Source organism: Sphingobacterium sp. SG20118 (assembly GCF_044740685.1).
Lineage (GTDB): Bacteria > Bacteroidota > Bacteroidia > Sphingobacteriales > Sphingobacteriaceae > Sphingobacterium.
Genome location: NZ_CP172826.1, coordinates 4,286,897 through 4,311,474, shown reverse-complemented (window position 1 = coordinate 4,311,474; position 24,578 = coordinate 4,286,897). Strand labels below are relative to the sequence as shown.

General features: G+C 38.0%; 21 protein-coding genes. 11 read left to right on the top strand and 10 right to left on the bottom strand.

What is annotated here, in order from left to right:
* The first annotated feature begins 117 nt into the window (after nt 1-117).
* From ACFX5U_RS19800 to ACFX5U_RS19780, 5 genes are all read left to right on the top strand, one after another.
* The gene (locus ACFX5U_RS19800) at nt 118-696 is read left to right on the top strand and encodes a LemA family protein (protein ID WP_038703091.1); all 579 of its coding nucleotides are present in this window, start codon (nt 118-120) and stop codon (nt 694-696) included.
* A gap of 89 nt (nt 697-785) precedes the next feature.
* Entirely contained in the window at nt 786-1,217 is a 432-nt protein-coding gene (locus ACFX5U_RS19795; protein WP_280565099.1) for a TPM domain-containing protein, read from the top strand.
* 2 nt (nt 1,218-1,219) lie between these two features.
* Nucleotides 1,220-1,984, top strand: a complete 765-nt coding sequence (locus ACFX5U_RS19790; RefSeq protein WP_400261828.1) for a TPM domain-containing protein — start codon at nt 1,220-1,222, stop codon at nt 1,982-1,984.
* Between the two features lie 101 nt (nt 1,985-2,085).
* A complete protein-coding gene (locus ACFX5U_RS19785) occupies nt 2,086-3,216 on the top strand; it encodes a TlpA disulfide reductase family protein (protein ID WP_038701273.1) in 1,131 nt (376 codons plus the stop codon).
* 72 nt (nt 3,217-3,288) lie between these two features.
* Nucleotides 3,289-3,732 (top strand): hypothetical protein, encoded by a 444-nt coding sequence (locus tag ACFX5U_RS19780; RefSeq protein ID WP_280565103.1) that lies wholly within the window; start codon nt 3,289-3,291, stop codon nt 3,730-3,732.
* 63 nt (nt 3,733-3,795) lie between these two features.
* Here the strand turns inward: ACFX5U_RS19780 and ACFX5U_RS19775 are convergent, their stop codons facing one another.
* On the bottom strand, nt 3,796-5,373 hold the full coding sequence (locus ACFX5U_RS19775; protein ID WP_400261827.1) for a glycoside hydrolase family 10 protein: 1,578 nt from the start codon (nt 5,371-5,373) through the stop codon (nt 3,796-3,798).
* 152 nt (nt 5,374-5,525) lie between these two features.
* Here ACFX5U_RS19775 and ACFX5U_RS19770 point away from each other — a divergent pair, with 152 nt between their 5' ends.
* The 3 genes from ACFX5U_RS19770 to ACFX5U_RS19760 all read left to right on the top strand — a co-directional run bounded on the left by ACFX5U_RS19770 (nt 5,526) and on the right by ACFX5U_RS19760 (nt 9,141).
* The gene (locus tag ACFX5U_RS19770) at nt 5,526-6,953 is read left to right on the top strand and encodes an L-serine ammonia-lyase (RefSeq protein ID WP_280565108.1); all 1,428 of its coding nucleotides are present in this window, start codon (nt 5,526-5,528) and stop codon (nt 6,951-6,953) included.
* A gap of 155 nt (nt 6,954-7,108) precedes the next feature.
* On the top strand, nt 7,109-7,903 hold the full coding sequence (locus ACFX5U_RS19765) for an MBL fold metallo-hydrolase (RefSeq protein ID WP_400261826.1): 795 nt from the start codon (nt 7,109-7,111) through the stop codon (nt 7,901-7,903).
* A 479-nt stretch (nt 7,904-8,382) separates the two neighbouring features.
* On the top strand, nt 8,383-9,141 hold the full coding sequence (locus ACFX5U_RS19760; protein WP_400261825.1) for a hypothetical protein: 759 nt from the start codon (nt 8,383-8,385) through the stop codon (nt 9,139-9,141).
* A gap of 218 nt (nt 9,142-9,359) precedes the next feature.
* On the opposite strand, the gene ACFX5U_RS19755 is transcribed toward ACFX5U_RS19760, so the two are convergent.
* Nucleotides 9,360-9,986: a hypothetical protein gene (locus ACFX5U_RS19755; RefSeq protein WP_400261824.1), complete on the bottom strand. Its 627-nt coding sequence runs from the start codon at nt 9,984-9,986 to the stop codon at nt 9,360-9,362.
* A gap of 100 nt (nt 9,987-10,086) precedes the next feature.
* Here ACFX5U_RS19755 and ACFX5U_RS19750 point away from each other — a divergent pair, with 100 nt between their 5' ends.
* From ACFX5U_RS19750 to ACFX5U_RS19740, 3 genes are all read left to right on the top strand, one after another.
* Nucleotides 10,087-10,503, top strand: coding sequence for a hypothetical protein (locus tag ACFX5U_RS19750; protein ID WP_400261823.1), 417 nt, complete (start codon nt 10,087-10,089; stop codon nt 10,501-10,503).
* Nucleotides 10,504-10,693: 190 nt separating this feature from the next.
* Complete coding sequence (locus ACFX5U_RS19745) at nt 10,694-11,086, top strand: hypothetical protein (protein ID WP_038701261.1); 393 nt, start codon at nt 10,694-10,696, stop codon at nt 11,084-11,086.
* A 305-nt stretch (nt 11,087-11,391) separates the two neighbouring features.
* Nucleotides 11,392-12,612, top strand: a complete 1,221-nt coding sequence (locus tag ACFX5U_RS19740) for a hypothetical protein (protein ID WP_400261822.1) — start codon at nt 11,392-11,394, stop codon at nt 12,610-12,612.
* Nucleotides 12,613-12,708: 96 nt separating this feature from the next.
* Here ACFX5U_RS19740 and lipB read toward each other — a convergent pair whose 3' ends face one another.
* From lipB to ACFX5U_RS19700, 8 genes are all read right to left on the bottom strand, one after another.
* Nucleotides 12,709-13,425: a lipoyl(octanoyl) transferase LipB gene (gene lipB, locus ACFX5U_RS19735; RefSeq protein ID WP_400263618.1), complete on the bottom strand. Its 717-nt coding sequence runs from the start codon at nt 13,423-13,425 to the stop codon at nt 12,709-12,711.
* A 92-nt stretch (nt 13,426-13,517) separates the two neighbouring features.
* The gene (gene hflX / locus ACFX5U_RS19730; RefSeq protein ID WP_038701255.1) at nt 13,518-14,705 is read right to left on the bottom strand and encodes a GTPase HflX; all 1,188 of its coding nucleotides are present in this window, start codon (nt 14,703-14,705) and stop codon (nt 13,518-13,520) included.
* Nucleotides 14,706-14,933: 228 nt separating this feature from the next.
* Nucleotides 14,934-17,039, bottom strand: coding sequence for an ATP-dependent DNA helicase RecG (gene recG / locus ACFX5U_RS19725; protein WP_400261821.1), 2,106 nt, complete (start codon nt 17,037-17,039; stop codon nt 14,934-14,936).
* Nucleotides 17,040-17,234: 195 nt separating this feature from the next.
* Nucleotides 17,235-18,905, bottom strand: coding sequence for a SusD/RagB family nutrient-binding outer membrane lipoprotein (locus ACFX5U_RS19720; RefSeq protein ID WP_400261820.1), 1,671 nt, complete (start codon nt 18,903-18,905; stop codon nt 17,235-17,237).
* Between the two features lie 10 nt (nt 18,906-18,915).
* Complete coding sequence (locus ACFX5U_RS19715) at nt 18,916-21,975, bottom strand: SusC/RagA family TonB-linked outer membrane protein (protein WP_400261819.1); 3,060 nt, start codon at nt 21,973-21,975, stop codon at nt 18,916-18,918.
* A gap of 499 nt (nt 21,976-22,474) precedes the next feature.
* Nucleotides 22,475-23,197 carry a hypothetical protein gene (locus ACFX5U_RS19710; protein ID WP_400261818.1) on the bottom strand — a complete coding sequence of 241 codons (723 nt, stop codon included), beginning with the start codon at nt 23,195-23,197 and terminating at the stop codon, nt 22,475-22,477.
* A gap of 76 nt (nt 23,198-23,273) precedes the next feature.
* On the bottom strand, nt 23,274-24,188 hold the full coding sequence (locus ACFX5U_RS19705) for an EamA family transporter (protein ID WP_400261817.1): 915 nt from the start codon (nt 24,186-24,188) through the stop codon (nt 23,274-23,276).
* Nucleotides 24,188-24,574, bottom strand: coding sequence for a RidA family protein (locus tag ACFX5U_RS19700; protein ID WP_038701245.1), 387 nt, complete (start codon nt 24,572-24,574; stop codon nt 24,188-24,190). The genes ACFX5U_RS19705 and ACFX5U_RS19700 overlap by 1 nt, the downstream gene beginning before the upstream one ends.
* Nucleotides 24,575-24,578 lie beyond the last annotated feature (4 nt).

Here is a 24,578-nt window from a genome sequence, read left to right as displayed (position 1 = left end):
TTTTAGTTATAAATACTTATGCGCTTAAAATTATTCTTATATTCGTGGGAGTGGTATGGCCTTTGTAGTAAGCTTTCCATTAAAATTATTTTGAAAAATATTAATTCAACGAAAAAAATGAAAAGATTATTAGTCGCATTCTTTGGTTTAATGGTCGCGTTATCTTTCAGTTCATGTGGATACAATACCATGGTATCGCAAGATGAAAATGTGAAAGGAAAATGGGCACAGGTTGAAAATGCATATCAGAGACGTGCAGATTTAGTTCCAAATTTGGTGAATACTGTTAAAGGGGCGGCAAAGCACGAAGAAGGTACGTTGACAGCAGTAGTTGAAGCACGTGCGAAAGCAACTTCTATTACGGTAGATCCTACCAACTTGAATGAAGAAACAATTGCACAATATCAAAAAGTTCAAGATCAATTTTCAGGTTCATTGAGTAAATTGATGGCTACAGTGGAAGCTTATCCAGATTTGAAAGCAAATCAAAGCTTTTTAGAACTACAAGCACAATTGGAAGGTACCGAAAATAGAATTTCGACTGAACGCAGAGCATATAATGAAGCTGTACAGCAATTCAATACAACGGTACGTAGCTTCCCTAACAATTTAATGGCGGGTATGTTTGGTTTCAAAGCTAAAGGAACTTTTACAGCACAAGAAGGTGCAGATAAAGCGCCGACAGTATCATTCTAAGTATACCGTATTAGTTTACTAGAAAAGATGAATGATGGGCTTATCTTGTGCACACATTCATCTTTTTTTATTTAAAAACAATTTTATTAATGGGAGCATTTTCATCAGAAGAACAAGAAAAAGTAGTGCATGCAATCAGTTTGGCGGAGAATAGAACATCGGGCGAAATTCGTGTGGTTGTTGAAAAGCATTGCCCTGGGGAAGTTTTTGACCGTGCGAAGCATTATTTTGAGAAATTGGCCATGCATAAAACGGCCTTAAGAAATGGTGTTTTAATTTATTTAGCACATGAAGATCATAAATTTTCTATTATTGGAGATGCCGGTATCCATACAAAAGTAACAGCCGATTTTTGGGAGTCAACAAAGGAAATTATGGTTCAAGAATTTCGAAAGGCAGCTTTTGTAGAAGGGTTGATCCGAGGAGTTCAGAATGCTGGTGCAGAATTGGCGAAATTTTACCCGAGACAGGATGACGATATTAATGAATTACCGAATGATATTGTTTTTGGCGATAAATAGAAATGAATAAACTAACAGCATATAGGTCCATGACCGAGTCTACATTTTCATACATCCATATCTTCGTATTGACGACGATAATGATGCTTTTAAGTGTAACACATTTATTTGCGCAGGATTTTCCTGCTACCCCAAACCGCTTGGTTAATGATTATACAAAGACCTTGACAGCGAGTCAATTGGATCAGTTGGAGCGGAAGCTATTGGCTTTTGAAGATTCGACCTCTGTTCAGATTGCTGTTGTTTTGATGAATTCAACAGGTTCTTACGACATCAGTGATTATGCAGTGAGACTTGCACAACAATGGGGGGTCGGAAATAAGAAATACAATAGTGGAATATTATTATTGGCAGCAATTGGCGACCGAGCTGTTACTATACAGACAGGTTATGGTATAGAAGGTGCGGTACCTGACGCAATTGCACATCGCATCATAGAAAATGAGATTAAGCCTGCCTTTCGAGCACAAGATTATTATACAGGAGTCAATAATGCAACAGATGCATTGATATCCTATACCAAAGGTGAATATAAAGCGGATCCTAAACAACCAAATGGAAGTGGCGGTACCTCGAAGATGCTGATTCTTATTGTTGTCGTTATGATTGTCATTGCCTTGATTTCTAAAAAAGGTGGAAACGGTGGTAATGGTGGTGGTAAAATGATGAACGGCAGAGGAAGTTCAGATTTACTTTGGTGGACACTTTTAAATACTCTAGGACGAGGAGGTTTCAGGAGGCGGTGGCTTTGGCGGCGGCGGCGATAGTGGTGGCTTCGGCGGTTTCGGAGGCGGCGGCTTCGGTGGCGGTGGAGCTAGTGGTAGATGGTAGTGATTAAGAATGAGATAAAAAATAAAATTAGAATAGAATGAAAAAAGGAATATTATTGGGATTAAGTTTTATCCCAGCTTTTATTTTTGCACAAGAGAGTTTTACCGTTACTGGTAAAATTAAAGGGGCTTCTGATAAAGCGAAAGTTTTTATGCAGTATGCTGAAAATAATGCACGTAAGATTGATTCAACGACAGTGTCTGGTGGGCAGTTTAAATTCAATGGCTCTGTTGCAGGTCCGGTTAAAGCATATTTGATTCTTTCTGCAGATGGTACTTCGATTCAAGAAATTAGAAACCCTGATTTGACACAAGTTTATTTGTCAAATGGTGTAATCAAAGTGGAGTCTAATGATGAGATGAAAAATGCAGTTATTTCAGGTAATGCACTCAATAATGATTTTGCAAAATACCAATCAGCGGTTAAACCTTACTCAGATGCATTTCAAGCGCTAAACAAACGTTATGCTGATGCGACTGACGAACAAAGAAACGATCAAACTTTTATTGCAGGCCTACAAAAAGAAGCTGGTGAAATTAATGAACAACAAGAGAAAGCAGATGAGCAATTCATTAAAGATAACAAATCTAGCTTTATTACATTAGATTTATTGTCGGACAAATTGGATGCAGAGAATGTCAATACATTGATTATCCCTAGTTTTCAGGCTTTGTCTGCAGATTTGAAAAACAGTAAAAAAGGACAAGCATTAGCGAGTAGAATTGAGAAATTGAAAGCAGTTGCTGTTGGATCAATGGCACCTGATTTCTCATTACCCGATACAGCAGGAAATGAGATTGCACTCTCTTCGTTAAGAGGAAAATATGTGTTATTGGATTTTTGGGCTAGCTGGTGTGGACCATGCCGTCAAGAAAACCCAAATGTGGTAGCGGCATTTAATAAATTTAAGGATAAAAACTTTACCGTATTCGGAGTCTCTTTGGATAATCCCGGTAAAAAAGATGCTTGGATGAAAGCTATTGCTACTGATGAATTGGGACAATGGCAACATGTATCCGATTTACAAGGGTGGAAATCTGCCCCTGTTGGTTTATACGAAGTGCGTGGTATTCCGCAAAACTTCCTGATAGACCCAACTGGTAAAATTGTAGCTTCAAACTTACGTGGTGAAGAATTACATTCAAAATTGGAAGAATTGCTAAAGTAATAGCAGTGTAAGGAAATTACAAAAAGGGCTTTTCGATTCGTTGAAAAGCCCTTTTTATTTTTACTATTGCATATGCGTACTTTATTATCCCTGATATTGGCAATGGTATTATTTATCGGTTGTCAGAACAAACAAGAAGCGGGAGTACCGGTTCTTAATCTAGCTGCTTTAGCCGCTATACCTTTAGATAAACCTATTGACAGTTTAGCTAAGGGAAATACTTTTATCGATGTTACATTGCCTGCAGGAGCGCGAATAGAGGAACTATCGATAGCTGATTTAGCTTTATTGAAAGCCGCTGCTTATCGTTTTTTTGGACAAGTGAAATTGGTGGATAATCAGTATGTCGTCAATATTAAAGAGGGTAAAGAAATCCAGGTTTCAGATGAATTAGTTTCATCTTATCTTAAAGCAATAAGCAGTACCAACGCTTTTGCAGACTCCTTAAAAAACGAAGGACAAGAAATTCTATTGCCAGCGATTACGGACGAGTACCGTGATGCACTGTTGAAATAAATTGAAAAGGTCAATTTCATTTTAAAAATTGACCTTTTCTACTGACATTATTTAATGATGTATTTATTGCATCGTATAGGCATGATTGTAGTCAAGAGTTTTCTGGGTACTTCTGATATTGGAAGGCTCACTTTCATTTTTCATACGGTCGAGCGCCGTCACGAAATAGTAGTATTGTTTATTCTTACCCAAGTCGTTATCCTCGTATTGTAAATCATCTTCATTATAAGTGATATGAATGATTTTTCTTGTATCATTTAAATCTGTTTTCTCTCCTTCTTCGAATCTATAAACGATATATCCATAAGCAGATTGATCATCAGCTGCACGATCCGGTTTTTGCCAGACCAAGTGATTGTTCATGCCGTTCTCTGAAGCATGGAGCTGTAGGCCAAATGGTGCATTTGGAGCTATGCTATCTATCCAAGGCATCGTTGGAGGTAACGAGCAAGCTTGGTACAAGTTATATGTCAAGGAGTCTTGCAGGCCCGCTAAATTATCTGTCAATGATTTAGAACTAAAGAATATGCTACCTTGTACATTGGGCTGCTCACGTAGGTAACGGATCTGTCGGGGAATCTGACTGCGGTCAGTCCAGCCCGGCTTCTGCTCATTGACACGGTAAGCACCATGTCCAATGTAAAAATGACGACCATAGGTGTGATGTTGCCACCATTCGACCAATATTTCATATGCGGCGGCACGGTTGTGAAAAGGGAAATAGATCTGCGGATTGATATAATCGATCCATCCTTCCTGAACCCATTTCACACCGTCAGCGAATAGGGTACGATAACCACTTAAACCGCGCGTATCGGAACCGCCGTTAGCACCATTTTTATTATCCCAAATACCAAAAGGGCTGACACCATATTTTACATAAGGTTTCTTTGCTTTGATTGCAATCCCTAAATCACGAATCAATACATCCACATTGTTTCTTCGCCAATCTTCGATGTTAGCGATGTTATTGGGATATTGACCATAGGTGACTCGATCAGGAATCGCTGTATTTCGGCTATCGGGATAAGGGTAGAAGTAGTCATCAAAATGAACTCCATCGATATCATAGTTGTTGACGACATCCATGATAACATCGATGATGTACTGTCGTACTTCTGGAATGCCAGGATTGAATAATTTCTTACCCGCATAAGTAAAAAACCAGTCAGGTTTCTTTTTTGTGATGTGATCTTCCGAAAAATGATTAGGATTCAGGGTAGTCGATGCACGATAAGGATTGATCCAAGCGTGTAGTTCCATTCCTCTTTTATGACATTCTTCGATGATAAAATCCAATGGGTCATAGAATGGTTCTGGGGCCTTCCCTTGTTTACCGGTTAAGTAGCGGCTCCATGCTTCACGACCTCTTCCATAGAATGCATCAGCAGCAGGACGAATTTGAAAAAGAATGGTATTCATGCCCGATCTTTTATGTTCATCCAAGATATGTACAAGTTCTTTTTTTTGTTTATCAACATTCGTTCCAGTTGCTAAAGTTGGCCAATCAATGTTACCAACCGTAGCAATCCAAACCCCTCGAACTTCTCTTTTGGGACTAGGTTGAGCGTGTAGAACTTGTGCGGTTATTGCGATTAAAAAAAATACTCCAAGTAAGTGCAGAACGTGTTTAAATCTCATTTGTTTAATGATAAGTTAACAAAGATAATTAAGCTTTATTGATAAAGTATTAAATCTTTGTAAGAACTTTGTTGTTGTTTTATATTCTGTAAATTGCAATGTTTTTGGACTGTCCTAAAAACACCATTTTAATAGCGCTTTATAAATAAAGAATGAGCAAAGAGCAAATTTCCGTTTTTGATATGTTTAAAATTGGTATTGGACCATCGAGTTCACATACCTTAGGTCCTTGGCGTGCTGCACAGCAATTTACGAAAGTATTGCAGGATAAAGCTGTGCTTGATATCGTGGAGTCCGTCAAGATTTTATTGTATGGTTCCTTGGCTAAAACAGGCACAGGACACGGAACGGATATCGCTGTGCTATTGGGACTGAGTGGAGATGATCCTGTGACTTTTGATGTTAATCAGGTAACACCAAAAGTAGAACATATAAAATCAGTAGAGGAATTGCAATTGGCGGGTACTCATACCGTTCCTTTCACCTATAAAGAAGACTTACTGTTTCTATATAGTGAAAGTCTTCCTTTTCATCCCAATGCGGTTACTTTTCAAGCTTTTTTAAAAGATGGAAAAGCAGTGAGTGAAACCTATTATTCCATCGGTGGTGGATTTGTTGTTCAGGAAAATGATGAAAGCGGACCTTTATCGGAGGTAGATTTACCATTTCCAGTAGAAACAGCTCAGGATTTATTGCATTGGTGCCGGACCACCGGATTAAAAATATCGGATCTTGTATTGGAAAATGAACATGCTTGGCGCGAAGAAGAAGAAACGTGTGCTGGGGTGCTCAATATCTATAAAACAATATCTGAGTGTATATACCGTGGTTGCCATACCTCAGGTATTCTGCCAGGAGGATTAAATGTAGAACGAAGAGCAGCTAAGCTGAATCATCGATTGCTCAAAGACCGCACGTACCATGACTATGAAAGTTGGGTTGCAGCCATAAAAGCCGGGGGTGAAAATTTTCAATACATCTTAGACTGGGTGAGTTGCTTTGCGTTAGCGGTGAATGAAGAAAACGCATCATTTGGGAGAGTCGTTACGGCACCTACTAATGGTGCGTCGGGAGTTATTCCTGCGGTCTTGCAGTATTTCATTACTTTCCATAATGGGGGGGCGGACGATAAAATCATTCAATTTATCTTAACAGCTTCGGAGATTGGTTCCATCTTTAAAAAAGGTGCTACCATTTCAGCCGCAATGGGTGGTTGTCAAGCGGAAATTGGTGTGTCATCAGCGATGGCTGCAGGAGCCTTGACCGAATGTCTTGGTGGGTCTCAAAGACAGGTTTTGATGGCAGCGGAGATTGCGATGGAACATCACTTAGGCTTAACCTGTGATCCAATAGGTGGTCTGGTTCAGATTCCTTGTATCGAACGTAATACCATGGGAGCTATTAAAGCCATTACAGCAGCCCAATTAGCATTGCAGTCAAATCCTGATAAAGCTAAAGTAAGTCTGGATGCGGTGGTTAAAACCATGTGGGAAACAGCATTGGATATGAATGTCAAGTATAAAGAAACTGCGGATGGTGGATTGGCTGTCCAAATTCCTTTAAGCTTACCTGAATGTTAATTAAATTGTAGGTGCTGTCACGAAATATCCATATAGACAGGTGGCACAAACAAAAGACCACGAAGTAGTATGGAGGCCATTGAAAATAGAAATTAAAGATGAATAATTTGGTTTTGATTTTCCATATGGCCTTTAAAAGAACAAATTAATTACAGATGAAATATTGTGCTATTGCTTCGGGCAGTAATGGAAATTGTTATTATATCGCAAAGGGCGAGACTGCAATTTTGGTAGATGCTGGGATTAACAACAAGCATATCCATTTGCGTATGTTCAATTTAGGGATTGACCCGACAAAGATTAAAGCAGTTTTTATCACGCATGAACATACCGACCATATTCGAGGGTTATCTGTTTTTGTGAAAAAATACGATATTCCGGTTTATATCACTGAAGGAAGTTATGAAGGAACAAGATTGCATCTACCTGCTCATTTAGTCCATTATATCGATGCAGATACAGTTACGACGGTCGGAGAAATGAAAATTTATGGAATACCCAAGTATCATGATGCAAAAGAGCCTTGTAGTTTTTTGATTTCTGATGGAACGTATAATATTGGTGTTTTGACCGATATTGGGCGCCCCTGTAAAAATGTGCAACATGTCATCAAACATTCGGATGTCTTATTATTGGAGTCCAATTTTGATGAAGACATGCTTAAAAATGGACGCTATTCATATTTTTTGAAAAATAGAATCAGTAGCGGTTGGGGACACCTTTCCAATACTGTTGCCCTTGATTTATTCATAAATCACCGTTCACCACGTCTAAAACACCTCATGTTGACCCACCTTTCTGGAGAAAATAACACCGTTGAAATTGTTCATGACACATTTAGACCACACTGTGCAGATATTTTCCTTTCTGTAGCAACTCGGTTTGAAGAAACAGAAATATTTGATATTCATTCTATATCAGTACAGGCTGAATGTGAAGTTGTACGTTAATCTCTATATCACGTTTATTAGGTCTAATATAGCTTCTTTAAATCCTATTTAATTAATCACAAGCTTCACTCTGATGGTGCATAGTTTTTTGCATGCTGTTCGCTATATGTTGGATATGGAGGCCTCAACTTTGTATTTTGGATTATTCGGGTATGGTTTGGAAATTGTTTGAATATGTTTCGTGATTACCTCGATACTGGTTTCGCTTAAGCGTGCGGTTTATTTGACTGTTGTTTGCCTCGGTTTCGAAGCGTTGCCGAACAATGGTCGAAGCAAAGTCGAATCAGACCCGAAGATGATGCGCAGTTGTTACCCATCATTTCCGAACCGACCTCGGACAATGTTGGCACTTATATGGAGTTTTAAGGAGTTTGATGGACTTTAGTGGACTTTTCTACTGTTAATTAATGAATTGTTATAGAGGTTGTTATTGTCTGATAAATAACCTAATTTTAATGATAACCAGTGTATAACAGTCTATGTTCAATTTTGAAAGACCTAAAAATCCATATAGAAAGAAGGGGAAAGATTATAATTTGAGTGATAATAGCAAATTAACGTCTATTGATTTCAGCTACAGCAGAAAATTGGTGAGTAGGATTTACAGCATATTGAAGACTTTGGAAAATGAGCCACGTCAAACAGATACTTTCTCACGTTTTGCTAATCAAGTTTACCAAGCGGTACGTAATGATCAGGTACATGAATTAGGACAGTTACAATTGGGTTACGGGAGCGTGGAATCGTTAAGAAATTTTCGATTTTCAAAGAAGAACAGTTGGCAAAGTTTCTTTAGAAATTATCCAACAGCAGATTTTCAATCTGACAAAGGGGAAGTCTGCCTCACGATGCCACCTACCTACGCGCGGGAGTTTCATTTGTTTCCAGAAAGAGCATCCAAAGTTATTGTTAGAATGCACTGTATCCAAATATCGATAGATAATGAAAATAGGTTGGAGCACTGTTCAAGTAAGGAGTTAATCATTACTAATGATGAGGATAGGGACTCACGTTCGATTCGATTTTCCATAAAGGATAAACCCAATGTATTACTATTATGTCTCGCTTCTGTTCGTGTTTGGTTAGTTTCTGCTCAAGGAGAGGATGAGTTTCTGTCCAACAATAAGGTGTATATGACTGCCGAGATATTTGACGCTTTATTGATTCGGGATGGGCAATTATGTCATTTTGTTGAACAAAAACTTCCTGACTCGGATGATGAGCTGGACTGGGAATAGTCTTTAACTAGTTTTTTCTTTTTCATAATCGTAATTAACGGGTAATTTATTGAGGGGAATTGTAGATAGGGCGTCTATATGGTCTTCGTCAAGTTGGGTATTGATCTTATTTTTTGCTACACTTTTTAAGTGTGGGGTATCTTGATATAGCTATTCGTGTAGTAGATATGAAGATGGAAGTGTAGCATTGTTTTAGACGCCTTATTATTTGTTTTAGATTATTCTTTCAGACTTTTAGCTGTTTCTGCTGACTCAGTTTTGACATAAGAAGGTACAGGTAAGATAAGGCCCTGGTCTTCGTAGATATAGTATAGCGCATATGCAAGTCGAATAAGGAGCTCACGAATGGCCACTATTTTATCTCCAAACTGATCATGATCGTTTGCTTTTTTCAGGGTCAGTTGCTGCATCAGTTCATCCATCGTTTCATACCATTTTCTTAAAGTCTGGAAGGAAAAAAATTTGCTGATTAATTCATGCGGATTTCTTTTGCCATGACTGGTGAATTCAAAGTCATGCGTGTAGTTGTAATAATCTTCTCGTTTATCAAATAATTGTAACGGATTACGGTGTTTTGGTAGACCACATTGTTTGAAAATGACATAAGCGACTTCTATCTGTTGTATCATTTTTTTGCAATGGAAACCATTTTCGGTATCATCACCATTAGACATCGTTGGATAAGCTCCGCACGTAACAAAGAGATTGATGTCGTTTTGCCAATAGAATATATTGGTGTGATTCCAGAAATATTCACGGAGGTATATCATCGGATTTTTGATGATATCTTTACTTAAATAGCGAAAATGTTTCGCTTTTAGTTTCTTTTGTGTATTTTTCATCATAAATTTTTGGTTAAATTGGTTATTAATAATTGTCTTCGTTAAAACTAATATAAGAACTATTTTTAATCAAAACAAGTTAATTTGAATAAAATTTGCATTTATGAGCTCTATTTTGAAGAGAATTAAACTAGTTGCTGACCATGAGGGGATGAGCGTATCGGCTTTCGAAGCCACTATTGGAGCTAGTAAGGGTGTTTTTACCCGTGCATTGACTAATGGTACGGATATTCAATCCAAGTGGTTAATTAGTTTAATGGAAAATTATCCAGACTATTCTGCGGAATGGTTGTTACGGGGTGAAGGGGAAATGTTGAAACCTAAACCTATTGTTGTTGAGGGTAGTGAAACTTATCTGAATGCAGAGTTGGATGGGGTTAGTAATGCAGTAATCCATGCTTTGCAGCAAGTTGTTTCGACACAAAATGTTACAATTAAATCGCAAGAAAAGATAATTTTCTTCATGGAAAGACAATTGTCGGTATATGAATCTGAACTTGATACTTTAAAAAAGAAATAATTTGAGTATTCAAGAACAGAATGTCTATAAGCATATTGATGGCATTGCATGTCTAAAGGAAATGATTTGGTTTCGATCTACCTTTGATGTATTGCTATGATTGTTATTGGGATTAGGTTTTTATTTTATGATTTTATGCTGATGCTTACTGTTCTGGTGGGGATTTTAGGTAAAATAATTAAGGGAATTTATGGCTGGTGTTAAAGAACGGGTCTTATTAATTTCGGAAAGTAAGGGAATCAATAAGGCGGTTTTCTTTGAAGGTTTGGGACTTTCTTATGCAAATTTTAAGGGGGTACAAAAGTATTCTGCTTTGAGTTCTGATGCGATGATTCTTATTTTGAATAAATACGATGACGTGAGTCCGACCTGGTTGTTAATGGGGGTAGGAGATATGTATAAGGATTCGGCAGGTATGGAGAGAATACCTGTTATATACCATACTCCTGCAGCGGATGAGAGATCGGACTTGATGGTGGATGCGCTAAATAAAGTGATCAATGCTTTAGAACAAACGGTTCGTACGCAAGAGAAAATAATACTTGCTCTCGAAAAGCAAATCTCTTTTCTCGAGCGGGAGTAAGTATCGTCTTGGCTGTTATGTAACCATAGCTATTCAATTTACCATTTTTAAGTTCTGTCGTATCGTGATGGTAATAAAAGCTGAATCTTCCATTCATGAAGATTCAGCTTTTGTTGTTTTATATGGGTTTGTTTTTAGCTACGGAGCAGTAGGTCTGATTTTACTTTTCCGAGATGAAAAAAATCCCTGATTCAAGTGATTTCATTTGACGTGGTTTTGTTTTAGTTTTGTGTTTTAATAGATGTTTTTTCTTTAAAAATATTGCAAGTATTGAATGGTTGCAATTATTTTATAAATGTTTCTTTATGTTACGAACAGGATATATTTTATTTTTTGTGCTATTTACTTGTTTGCCTATTGTAGGTATGGCTCAACCTGCGGGAGACCGTCCTGTCTATACTTCAAAATGGGGACATCTTTACCGTATTGAAAATAATCAGATGGATTTGTTGGGGATATTTTCTACTGAAGCTCCTGTGTATGTGTTGGATTCTTCTCAAACACAGTATCAGGTACAAGTAAGTAACGGCGATATAGGTTTTATCAATAAACAGCCTCTTCAAAGGGCTATGTATGGTAAGCGTTCGGCTGGTGAACCAGCGCAATATTTCTATCGGGGAACGCAGGGGAGCCAGTGTCCTCATTTTTTTGTGCAAGTGTCGGAATTGCGTGTACGCAATGCACCAAGTGTTTCAAGTACGCCTATAAGGCGAGCGCGACTGAATGAAATGGTTTGTATCGATTATATACCGCTTTACACGGATGGTTGGGTATATGTTGGTGATCATTTTCATGAAAGTCCAGAATTTATTCAAGCAAAATTTTTAGGATCGGAATTGACGTATGATAAGGTATTAAAGGAATATCTCAAGGTAAGAAATAAAGATCAAAAGCAGGAAATGGTATTGGTGGGTAGGCTACGTGAAATTGCATGGGGTAATGATGAAAAATTAAAGCAGGCATTGATATACTGGCAAGAGACCTATCAAAATGCGGGATTTCAAGATCCAAAGGTGGATATTGATTTTGAATTGTTTCTCGCAGATCGGTTTCAAAATCGACCAACATTTGATCTATTGATGAAAGAGGTGGAAGAAATGCGTATGCACTTCGATTGGAAGGGAATGCTTCTTTATGATGGCAAGATAACTGATAATCAGATGAAGCAACTTCAGATGAAAAGAATGGAGGATATACCTGATATGCCTGAATGTGGCTGGGAACCTTTGTATTATTATAAATCTGATAATAATATCGTGGCATTTGAAGAAAATGTAAACGGGAAAGTAGTTGGTTCTGTGTATCAGGTTTCTTTCAGTAATGATATTGCATTACGGATGGGGCAGGAGCGGATCGATATGAATTACGAAGAAAAGGAATTTGTGAAGCACTTTGGACATCTGATTTCGACCGACTGGATAGGTGCTCCGCATGTCTATAGGATTTCAAATGGTGATGCGGGTATGTTCATTATCACTTTTGAAAATGGGAAGGCAGTTCGATATGTAAGTATGTTTTATTGTTAGTTAGTTAGTTAGTTAGTTAGTTAGTTAGTTAGTTAGTTAGTTAGTTAGTTAAATTTAAAATAAGAGAGGACTCACAACTGTCAGTCCTCTCTTATTTTAAATCAATTCCATTGCGAATAAATGAGCAATATGCCCTTTTAAATTATCTTTTACTTCATTTATGTCGGGTTTGTAGCCCAGCTCTCTTTCCATGGAGGTGACGTCTTTGTCGTCGATACCACAGGGTACAATATGACCGAAATAGCTGAGGTCTGCATTCACATTGAATGCAAATCCATGCATGGTGACCCAACGGCTTGCTCTGACGCCCATAGCGCATATTTTACGTGCTTTTTCATTATCCCCATCTATCCATACGCCTGTGAAACTAGGGTATCGTCCTGCTTGGATACCGTAATCGTTTAATGTGAGGATAATAGCTTCTTCTAATGTGCGTAGATACAGGTGGATATCGGTAAAGAAGTTGTCTAAATCCATTATTGGGTAGCCTACTATTTGCCCAGGGCCATGATAGGTGATATCACCACCGCGATTGATTTTGTAATAGGTTGCTTCTTTTTCGGCTAATGCTTTTTCATCCAATAAAAGGTGTTCTGGTTTACCCGATTTACCTAATGTGTAGACATGTGGATGCTCGTTGAAAATTAAAAAGTTTTCTGTTGGTACCGTTGTCTCATTCACACGATTATCATGTTTTACGGCTAAGGTTTTATTGAAAATTTCTTCTTGTCTATTCCAGGCTTCTTGGTAATCAACCAACCCCCAATCGATAAACGTTACTTTTTTATTTTGCATAGTGATATGGTTATTTATCTTTTAGCCTTTTGTAAATAATTAGGCTAGGATCGCAGTTACATCGTATAGGTGGTATGCTACAATCTTAGCTTAATTTGTTATCAATCGAATTAATAAAGCAAGTTATTGTACGGGTAGCGAGCATTGTGCATCTCTACAATGATTTCGTACAGCTTTTGCTTGAATTCCTCCAAGTTTGTTTTGTTGGTTGCTGAAATAAAGATGGCAGGATCTGCATTTTTTGCCATCCAGCTATTTTCAAAGTCCGCCAAAGTTACTATTTTCTCTCCTTCTTCACCTTCTTCTTTAGTCGGTATAAAAGCATCGATTTTATTGAACACCGTAATCACGGGTTTGTCCTGTGCGCCAATTTCTTTCAAGGTTTCATTAACAGCGTGAATATGATCTTCAAAGTTAGGGTGTGAAATATCCACAACATGAATCAATACATCTGCCTCGCGCACCTCATCTAAAGTAGATTTGAAACACTCCACTAGATGGTGTGGTAATTTGCGGATAAACCCAACGGTATCGGACAGTAAGAATGGAAGATTGTCAATGACAACCTTACGTACGGTCGTATCTAAAGTGGCAAATAATTTGTTTTCAATCAACACGTCGGATTTTGAAACCATGTTCATGATGGTTGATTTACCTACGTTGGTATAGCCGACCAAAGCAACACGAATCATATCGCCTCGGTTTTTACGTTGTGTTTCATTTTGTTTGTCGATAGATTCTAAACGGTCTTTAAATACCGTGATTTTGTTTAGAATAATCCTTCTATCCGTTTCAATCTGGCTCTCACCGGGGCCGCGCATACCAATACCACCTCGTTGACGTTCTAAGTGAGTCCACATGCGGGTCAATCGGGGCAAAAGGTATTGTAACTGCGCCAATTCTACTTGTGTTTTTGCTTGTGCACTTTTCGCATGACTGGCAAAAATATCCAAGATGAGGTTGGAACGGTCTAATATCTTAACTTTTAGTTCTTTCTCAACATTACGAAGTTGAGAAGGTGTCAATTCATCATCAAACACCACCATATCAATTTCTTCGGCGATGATAAAAGCTTTAATTTCTTCCAGTTTTCCACTTCCAACAAATGTTGCTCGGTCTGGATAGGTTAATTTTTGTGTGAAGATTCCTTTTGTAATCCCCCCAGCAGTTTGCACCAGAAATTCTAATTCTTCCAAATATTCTTGTGCTTTTGTTTCGGTAACTCCCTGTGGAATAACGCTTACAAGAATCGCTGTTTCGGGTTTTACTTCTGTATCGTATATTTTGATTTTTGCCATTGTTTTCTATTCTAGTTTGATATTGTCTATTAAGATTCTGCAATGCAGGTTACTGTTTTGCAAAAGGAAGGTGAAATGATGCGGATTGCATATCACGATGACTCAATAACAATAATACAAAGATAATCGTTTTTAGTTTAATTGTTTTATTCGCATTGCTTATCCTGTTATTTTATTCTAGGTGTCTATTGCACTCTTGGATAAAGGGATAGGGTTTATTTTTGTTGATTATGAAATTTTATCCCAAGCGATACCGTCGGTTTTTTGAGCCAGATATTGTCTAAGCAAAGCATGTCGTTCTTCTAACATTTCGGGATCTTCTTTGAAGATGTCAATAACAGCATTCCGCGCTTCAGAAAGTAATTGTTGGTCAGTAGCGAGGTTGGCCAACTTCAATTCCAATACACCGGATTGTTGTGTGCCCGAGATATCGCCTGGACCACGTAATTCTAGATCTACCTCTGCGATTTCGAATCCATCATTGGTACGTACCATGGTATCTAGCCTTAATCTACCTTCCTTACTTAATTTATTACCCGACATCAAGATGCAGAAAGATTGCTCTGCGCCACGTCCTACTCGTCCTCTTAATTGGTGCAATTGCGATAGACCAAAGCGTTCGGAGTTTTCAATAATCATGACGGATGCATTAGGTACATTGACGCCGACTTCGATAACGGTGGTCGCTACCATAATCTGTGTTTCATGCTTTACAAAACGTTGCATCTCAAAATCCTTGTCTTTAACAGGCATCTTTCCGTGTACGATACTTATTTTATAGTCTGGGAGTGGAAATTCGCGTTGAATATTTTCCAAGCCTGCTTCCAGATAAAGTAAATCAAGCTTTTCACTTTCTTTGATCAGCGGGAAAACAACATAGACCTGCCTTCCTTTAGCAACTTCTTCGCGGATAAGACCAAACATACGTAGTCGAGAGCTTTCGAAGAAATGGACTGTCTTGATGGGTTTTCTTCCTGCAGGAAGCTCGTCAATAACGGAGATGTCCAAATCACCGTACATGGTCATGGCCAAGGTACGAGGAATAGGTGTAGCAGTCATCACGAGCATATGGGGTGGAATACTATTTTTACGCCATAGCTTAGCGCGTTGTTCTACCCCAAAACGGTGTTGCTCATCAATAACAACAAAACCCAAATTCTGGAACTTTACCTTGTCCTCAATCAGCGCATGTGTTCCTATTAGGATATCTAACGTACCATTTTCCAATTCCTCGTGAATGATGCGACGTTGTTTTATGGAAGTTGAACCCGTCAGTAACTTGATATTGCAAATGTCTTCACCAAGCAATTCTTTAAGTCCTGTATAGTGTTGGGTTGCTAATATCTCGGTAGGAGCCATCATACAGGCTTGAAAACCATTGTCTATGGCCAAGAGCATCGTTAAGAGTGCGACGACTGTTTTTCCTGAACCTACATCTCCTTGTACCAAACGATTCATCTGTGCGCCAGTGACGGTATCTTGTCTAATTTCTTTGACAACGCGTTTTTGTGCATTGGTCAATGGAAAAGGGATTCGTTCTTTGAAAAACGTATTGAATTTGTCACCTACTTTGGAGAAAATCTGACCTTTAAATTTCTTGGTGTTAAGCTGTTTGTTCTTTAGTAATTTGAGTTGTATATAAAATAACTCATCAAATTTGATACGTTTTATCGCATGCGTAAGTTCTTCTTGGCTTTGAGGAAAATGAATGGCTACTGTGGCTCTTGCTTGAGCCATGAGTTGATGTTTTTCCAGTAAATATGTTGGCATCTGCTCAGGGAGCTGACGGAATACGGTTTCTAGAGCCGTTTGTTGTAGTTTTTGGATTCCTTTACTGTCTAAGTTGAACTTTTTAAGCTTTTCTGTGGAGGAATAGACAGGTTGTAGCGTCATGTTCCCTAAGTTTTTAGCTTGGGTTTGATAAGGTTCCATTTCAGGGTGGGTGATGGATATCTGCCCGTTAAATACAGATGGTTTACCGTACATAACATAGACAGCACCTACTTTTAGGGAATTTTGTAGCCAAGTGATGGATTGGAACCACACCAATTCAATGCTTCCAGTCTCATCTTTAAACTGTCCGACCAGACGTTTAGCTCTTTTTTCGCCAACTTCTTTGAGTCCAATGAGTCTCCCCAAGACTTGAGCTGAGTACATATCTGCATCAAGCTGTCTTATTTTATGGAAGACCGTACGGTCAATATAGCGAAAGGGGTAGTAGCTGAGCAGATCACCAATGGTGAAAATCTGCAATTCTTTTTTAATTACATCAGCTTTCTGAGGTCCTACGCCTTTCAGATATTCTATTGGGGTTATTAATGATAAATCAGCCATTCTTCTACTTTGCTAATTTAAGGAATTTACTTAAAATTTTAGCAATATACGGTTTCTCTTTAATCGATTTGCTGGTTTTGATGCTAAAAAGAGGATACTTTAAGTGGAGAAAAAAATATTCTTACTTGTTCGATTATTAAAAAAGGCGATCTCTATTAAAATAAAGACCGCCTTTTGTATGAGGTGTAATTTTTACTAGAAATTGCCTTTATTCACATCCCACCATAAACGTGTGCCTCCATTATCAGGACCATCTAATAAGGAAATGGCATTTTGTACTTCTACTGCATTGGTATTGTACTCGTTTTGTGGAAATGGTAAACGACGAATTTGAATCTTACTGTCGATAAGTCCACCACTATTATTGACTACTACTGGGAATAAACGAGGATATCCTGTTCTACGGAATTCACTCCAAGCTTCTTGGCCCTCAGGGAATATTGCTAACCATTTTTGGGTAATGATACGCTCCAATTTCTCTTCATTAGTAGCTCCGTCATTCCATTTAATAGTTAAGCTACTTGGTGATTCGGCATTGTTTTTTGCGTTGAATGGATCTACATAAGCAGAAGCTTTTCTCGTGTTGTCATTTAAATAAGTGCTTAAACCAGCTGTGACGCCCCACTGCGAAAAGGAGGTTTCGACACCTTTTTCATAAAGCGATTGTGCGGTTCCTCCTGTGTGTGCCCAACCTCTCAAAGCGGCCTCACTACGTAAGAAATAGACTTCTGCAGCAGTCATTAAAATAGGAGCTGTACTAGCGATAAATGTAGGCGTAGTTCCCTCCGTGTTTAATGCTGAGAGTTTTTGATAATTATCTTTTTCAATTCCTTCAGCTCCGGTACGTATGCCAATATATTTACCTGCAAAAGTAGTTGTAATGGGGTCTTTTGCGACGGGAGACATGTATTTCGAAGTTCGAGGGTCATCGTAACCTACAAGATAAGATGCTAATGAAGCATTAATACGTGTATCTGCCCAATTTTTGGAAATAAACCAAAGGGGATTGCTATAGGTCCCATCAGTTGGTACTGTGATTTTGAAATTCTCACTATTAGTTTCGATGATACCTCCATTAGCAGGGTCTAAAGCTTTCTCTGCTTGAGTTTTTGCGAGTTGAGGATCAATTTTCACCAAACGGATGGCCAGTCTTAATCTTAGCGAATTGGCTATTTTGAGCCAATTTTTGAATCGGATTTGATTATCTGTATTCGGAAAAACCAAATCAATTTGATCAATTTTTGCAGCCATGGGACTATCTGCTTTGTATGAGTTTAGGTACTCCGCGGCTTTATCAAGTTCTTCGAAGAAGCTGTTATACAAATCAGATTGCTTGTCGTAAGGAATGGTATTGGAGGTCCCTACTTGACTGTAAGGGATGGGGCCATAAATATCTGTAACACGACTTGCTGCGGCAACTTTAATGACGATTGCAGAACCCCATAATGCAGGGTAAGTTTCTGCAAGATCATTTTTTTGCAATTTGTCTATGGACTTGATGACATCAAGATAGAGTACTTTGAAAGCCTCGCCATTCCAGCCGTTTACCATGGCGTAATTGAGGTTGTTTTGACCACTGTTGAATGGTGTGGGCGACATAAAATACCCGCCATATACATCAGCATTGAGGTTTTGCTGTGTTTGATAAGAATTTGGATCCCCTGCTCCTGAAAAATTATAGATAGCCATTTGGGCGTTTCTGAAATAAAGGACAAGATCTTGGCCATCAGCTTTTAAATCTTCATCGGTTAACCCTGTGTTATCTTTATTGTAATCCTCAAAATCCTTTGTACAGCTACTCAGTGTTCCTCCGATAAGTACAAGCGCAAGTGAGAACTTGGATATATTTTTTATGTTGAGTTTCATTGTTTTTCTTTTAGAAAGTTGCATTTAATGTTAGACCATAGTTTCTAGTTGCAGGCATCATGAAGATATCTACACCGCTTAATGAATTTCCGGTTGACATGGTTACTTCTGGATCAAAAGGAGCTTTTTTCGTGATGTAGAATAAGTTTCTTCCGACTGCATTAACGCGAAGTTTTTTAAAGAAGCTATCTTTGATATTGAAGTCGTAACCTAATGTTAATTCACGTAATCTTACAACCGTTCCATCATAGATATATTGGCTGCTTACAGGTCCCATGCCGGCAGTTGAAGTATACCATTGTTCAGCATCTACCGTAGTTACTGCAGCTCCTCCTGGTGTGATTCCATTAATTGGAACTCCTCCATTTGTACGGGCATCACCACTCGCTTGCGATACACCATATCCGTCTAACAAGGCCTGAGTAACAGACATCACTTCATAATCAAATTTACCATCGATCAAGAAGCTTAGGTTGAAGTTTTTGTAATTAAAACTATTGTTCCACCCCATTTGCCAAAGTGGATTGGAGTTTCCAAGTTTGGTAAATGCATTGTTTTTTTGTGGGATACCATCTTCAGAAATGAGGATTTGGCCCTGATCATTGCGTACGAAATCTTGACCATAAATATCTCCAAATGAACCTCCGACTTCCAATTTGGATGCGAAATTATTACGACTTTCACCTGTTAATGTAAATTCTTTGATGTTGTCATCTAGTTTTACAATCTTATTTTTGTTGTAAGTAAAGTTTAGGCTTGTAGTCCAAGTAAAATTATCATTCTTGATCGCATCTAATGAAACTAAGGCTTCTACCCCTTGATTTTGAATATCTCCGGCATTGATGGCATATTGCTCGTTGAGCGATGCGTGACTTGCTGCGATTTTAAAGAATTGATTGGTTGTATTGGTTTTATAATAAGTCAAATCGACGTTCAATCGATTATTCCACATCCGCCATTCTGTACCAATCTCCAGTGATGTAGTTTTCTCTGGTTTTAGTGTCTTTAAAAATGCAATGTCATTGACTGTCAATACTGCATAAGGATCTAACCTATTTGTGAGCAAGGTTGTGTATGGAGGTAAGTCATTTCCAACGCTTGCGTATGAACCTCTTATTTTTGCCATATTGATAAACTCAGGCATATTCAGTTTCTCATTTAGCACAATACCTAATCCTGCTGAAGGGTATGTAAATGAGTAGGAGTTCGTGAAAGCCAAGGTGCTAGCCCAGTCATTACGGGCTGTCAGATCTAAATAGATCCAATTGTCATAGGCTAAATTGGCCGATGCAAACACCGATTGTAATTGTCTTCTGTTTGCAGATAATGTTTTGGTTACCGGTGTCGTGGTGTTTTGGATAAAAAATTGGTTGGGTATTTTTAATCCTTCTTTACCGCTGTTGAAATCCGTTCCTTCAGTTTTCCAGTCTGTGATACTGGTTCCGACCAATCCTGTTATCTGTAATTTCTCGCCAATATTAAAATTCATGTTGGCTACTAAATCACCATATTGCTGTGTAATGGTTGTATTGGTGTAGCTGTAAGCACCATTTTCTCGAGCTAATATATGTTGGGTACCTGCATATGCTTTTCTATCCCATACTTCACTTGTACGATCTACGCTTCCTCTTGCTTGGATGCTTATCCATGGTGCGATTTTATATTTTGCGCTACCATTTAAGAGAAGTCGGTTTCTTGTCGATTTTGTTGAATTGCGATTGGTGATCCACCAAGGGTTTTGTTGTGTGGTCTCATCATCAGTGAGCGTATACCAGTTCTGCTCATTGAGATTACGATTGGGATTGAATGTTTCGTAATTTCTATATTTTTGGATATCGATACTTCTGGGTAATAAATAAAGGCCCACCAAGGGGTTGTAATAAAAACCTGCAGTAGGAGCATTATCCAATTTTTGAGTAATATAATTAGCGCTTCCCTCTACAGTAAGTTTATCATCAAAGAATTTGGCGCTTTCTTTCAGGTTGAAGTTGTGCCGTGTCATATCATTATTCGGCGTAATTCCTTTTGCAAGGGTGTTTGCATAAGAAAAGTAGGTTTGGTTTTTCTCATTTCCGCCAGATAAGGTTAACGAATTAGTGATATTACTGCCTGTTCGGAAAAAATGATCAACATTATTGTAATTACTTTCGTTCGTTTTATCGCCCCAACTAAATACACTGGTATTACTATTTTTACCTTTAGAACCTTGACCATATTGATGTTGGAATTCAGGTAAAGAAGTCGCTTGTTCTATCTGTGCACTTGAAGAAAAATTAACTGTTGTACGGCCGTCTTTGCCTGATTTTGTTGTAATTAAAATAACGCCATTAGCCGCTTGACTACCATATAGTGCAGCAGCTGAAGCTCCTTTTAGGACAGATATATTTTCAATATCTTCTGGATTGATCATGGCAATTGGATCTCCTGGATCACGCTGCCCCCCAAAAACATCGTCTGGCTGTGTGCCTAATGTTTGGTTGTTTATTGGTACACCATCTACGACATATAATACTTGATTATTTCCCGATGCTGATTTATTACCACGTAATACCACTTTTGCAGATCCACCTGGCCCAGATGAACTGGAAGCAATGTTTACTCCTGCAACTTTACCATTCAGATTATTGGCTAAGTTGGTGCTTTTGACGCGATTCAGTTCATCACCGCTAACTTGTTGAGTAGAGTAAGTCAAGGATTTTTGAGTACGACTGATCCCTAATGCAGTAACGACCACACTTTCCAGTTGCTGGGTCTGTTGCACAAGACTCACGGTTACGGTTGTCTCGTTGGGAGCTAGTGTAATGGTTTTGGTTTCATATCCAACAACACTGATACTCAAAATACGATTTTTATCGTCAACGTTAATTTGAAAAATACCACTGGCATCCGATGAACGCGCAGTTGATGTTCCCAAAACTTTAATAGTAGCTCCTGCTATTGGGGATTTTGATTGATTATCTACAATAGTACCCTTCACTTGATTGTTTTGGGCATGGAGTAAAGATACTGAAAAGAGCATTGTCGGAACGATACTCAATATCTTTAGAGTTGTTTGTAATTTATGATTCATTCAGTATAATATGTGTTATGATCAAATTATGTCTTTTACACATTTCATAAGAATAGATTTTATGAGCAATGGCTAATTCAATTTAGCTCATTGGTTAGTGGATGTCTTATATTGAGTAATGGAAGGGCGCGTATCTCGTAAACGTAATAAAAATCAATATAAGAGTGAACGAGACTCTTTATCTCGTAAAATGAAATCTAAAATACTATTGTTTTGTAAATTTTGAAAATGTTTATAACAAATTTGATACAGTAAGATTTTCCTATGCAGTTATTGCTCTTAAAATCAATCTGTTGTGATTTGTCATTTTTTTTGAATAATTCTTTTTGTATCATTTCTCGGTTTGAATCCTAGAAGTAATATAGTTGAATAAATATTTTACTGGTCGTCAAGTTATATATGCTGCAAATATATATTGTCGTAGCCTTTTAGGGCTCATTCAATCAATCAGCCATTAGTTAGGAATGGCTGATTGATTTAAAATTTTGATGTACCTTCATTATTCGGAGAGTTCAACTACTGGTTTGTTGTCTATGCAAGACATTCCTATTGGATATCCTTTTGTTATGGCGTGACATGGTCTTGGCGTCTGACTTATGATGTTTAGCATTAATGAATTGTAAAGTGCGATATCTTTCTTGATTTCGGTTACATCAGTTGTTCTTAGATAGGGGAGGTAATCATACCCACAATCTTTTAACAATATGGTCGTTGTCCAGTTGTCTATACCATTACAGGTTAGGTTGGCCAAATAAGTATCAATCTTGATTTTTACTGGTATTATTTGTGCTTTGCTTTCCTCGAGGCTTAGATCTGCGATATATAAGAGTTTTGCTTTTCCGTTTTCACAGATCAGCTGTGTGGGTTCGGTCTGGTGCAAAATGTTCTCTTCACATAGTTCGTAGATAATACCTTCTTTAACACCTGCTTTCTCTGCTTTGGATTGCAGGTCGATATATTCATTCCAAAGTTTGTCAAACTTTGCCTTGATGTTTTTATGTATAGGAAAATAGGAATGTCCACACCAATAGTTTGCTACTTTTTCAATGTTCCATTTACTGATGTCTGTACAGGGCTCCGTAGCTATGAGCTGCGCAATGGCCTCCCTTTTCTTATTCGCCAAATCTTCCCATTGCTGTGAAGTGGTATCATCTTTTTTGCATGCGCTAAAAAGGAAAATAAAGAGCGTGAAATAGCTAAGCTGTGCTAGAATTTTTGTCATAAGTGGTTGGTTTATAAAATGAATGATTTCATTATATTCCTATAACGTGAATTCAATTTCTTTTGCTACAATGTATTTATCTTTTTAGGCGAGCAAATACTTTGTCATAGTTAAAAACCAATATAGCTATTAAGATAAAACCGTATGCCCAATATTTATAAGAGTCTAATTGTTCCTCAAAATATGTGACTGCAAGTGTGAAAGCAATGATGGGGTTAATATACAGCATGATACCGAGCGTGGAAGAAGATATTTTCTTTAGAGCGTACATACTGGAGAATAATGGGAGGATGGTAAATAATAATGCCATAGCTAAAGTAACCTTCCAAAACGTGCTGTCTTGAGGTATTGGACTTTGGTCTGTTAACATTTGTGGTATGATAAAAAGCGTACATATAGCGAGTTGTATGGCCAACATGTTGAGTTTATCAAAGCCCTGTATGACACGCTGTAAAACGAGGTAAAAGGCATATAATGCACCAATAGTTATCGACCATAATACTTCTGTGAGGGATCCTGTTGCTAGCATGACCACCCCTACACCGGCAATAAGTAAAGATAGTTTTTGTGTGGTACTTAAGTTTTCTTTTAGAATAAAATACCCAGTAGCTGTAGTAATCAATGGACATAGGATATAAGCAAATGCACCAGCTTGGACACTAATACTATTGATACAATAGATATAGGTATACCAGTTTGCAAATAAAAATATGGCTGAAAAAAGCGTGAGATAGCTGATCCTAATTCTTTTATTTTTGGGTAATTGTTGAAAATGATGGTAATCAACTTTGAGTTCTGCTTTTCTAAAAATCAGGTTGAACAGCCATAGGAGTAAAACCGCTAATAGGATACGATAATGGAGTATATCCTCTGCTGACCAATTTTTTAATAGGCGTATAGGAACAGCCATAAACCCCCAAATAAGTGGTGCTAAAAAAGCCGCTAAGAAATACTTTCCGCGGCTTTCAGTATCTTGTTTTATGTTTTCCATTAATCTTTCCAGGCAATCACGGAGATTTCGACATTTACATTTTTGGGAAGTGTCTTGACAGCAACGCACTCACGTGCAGGTTGTGCAGAAGTGAAATACTGCGCATATACTTCATTGACTGTTGAAAAATCATCCATGCTGCTTAAGAAAATCGATGCTTTTACAACGTCTTCAAAGGTATAACCGGCATTTTTCAGGATGGCATCAACGTTCTTCAATACTTGGTGTGCTTCATCTGCAACGCCAGTTGTGATCAATTCCATCGTTTCAGGAACTAATGGGATTTGTCCGGATACATATAAAGTTTTATCGGCTTTTATCGCTTGATTGTAAGGTCCAATTGCAGCCGGAGCTTTTTCCGTATTTAAAATAATTTTTTGAGACATATGT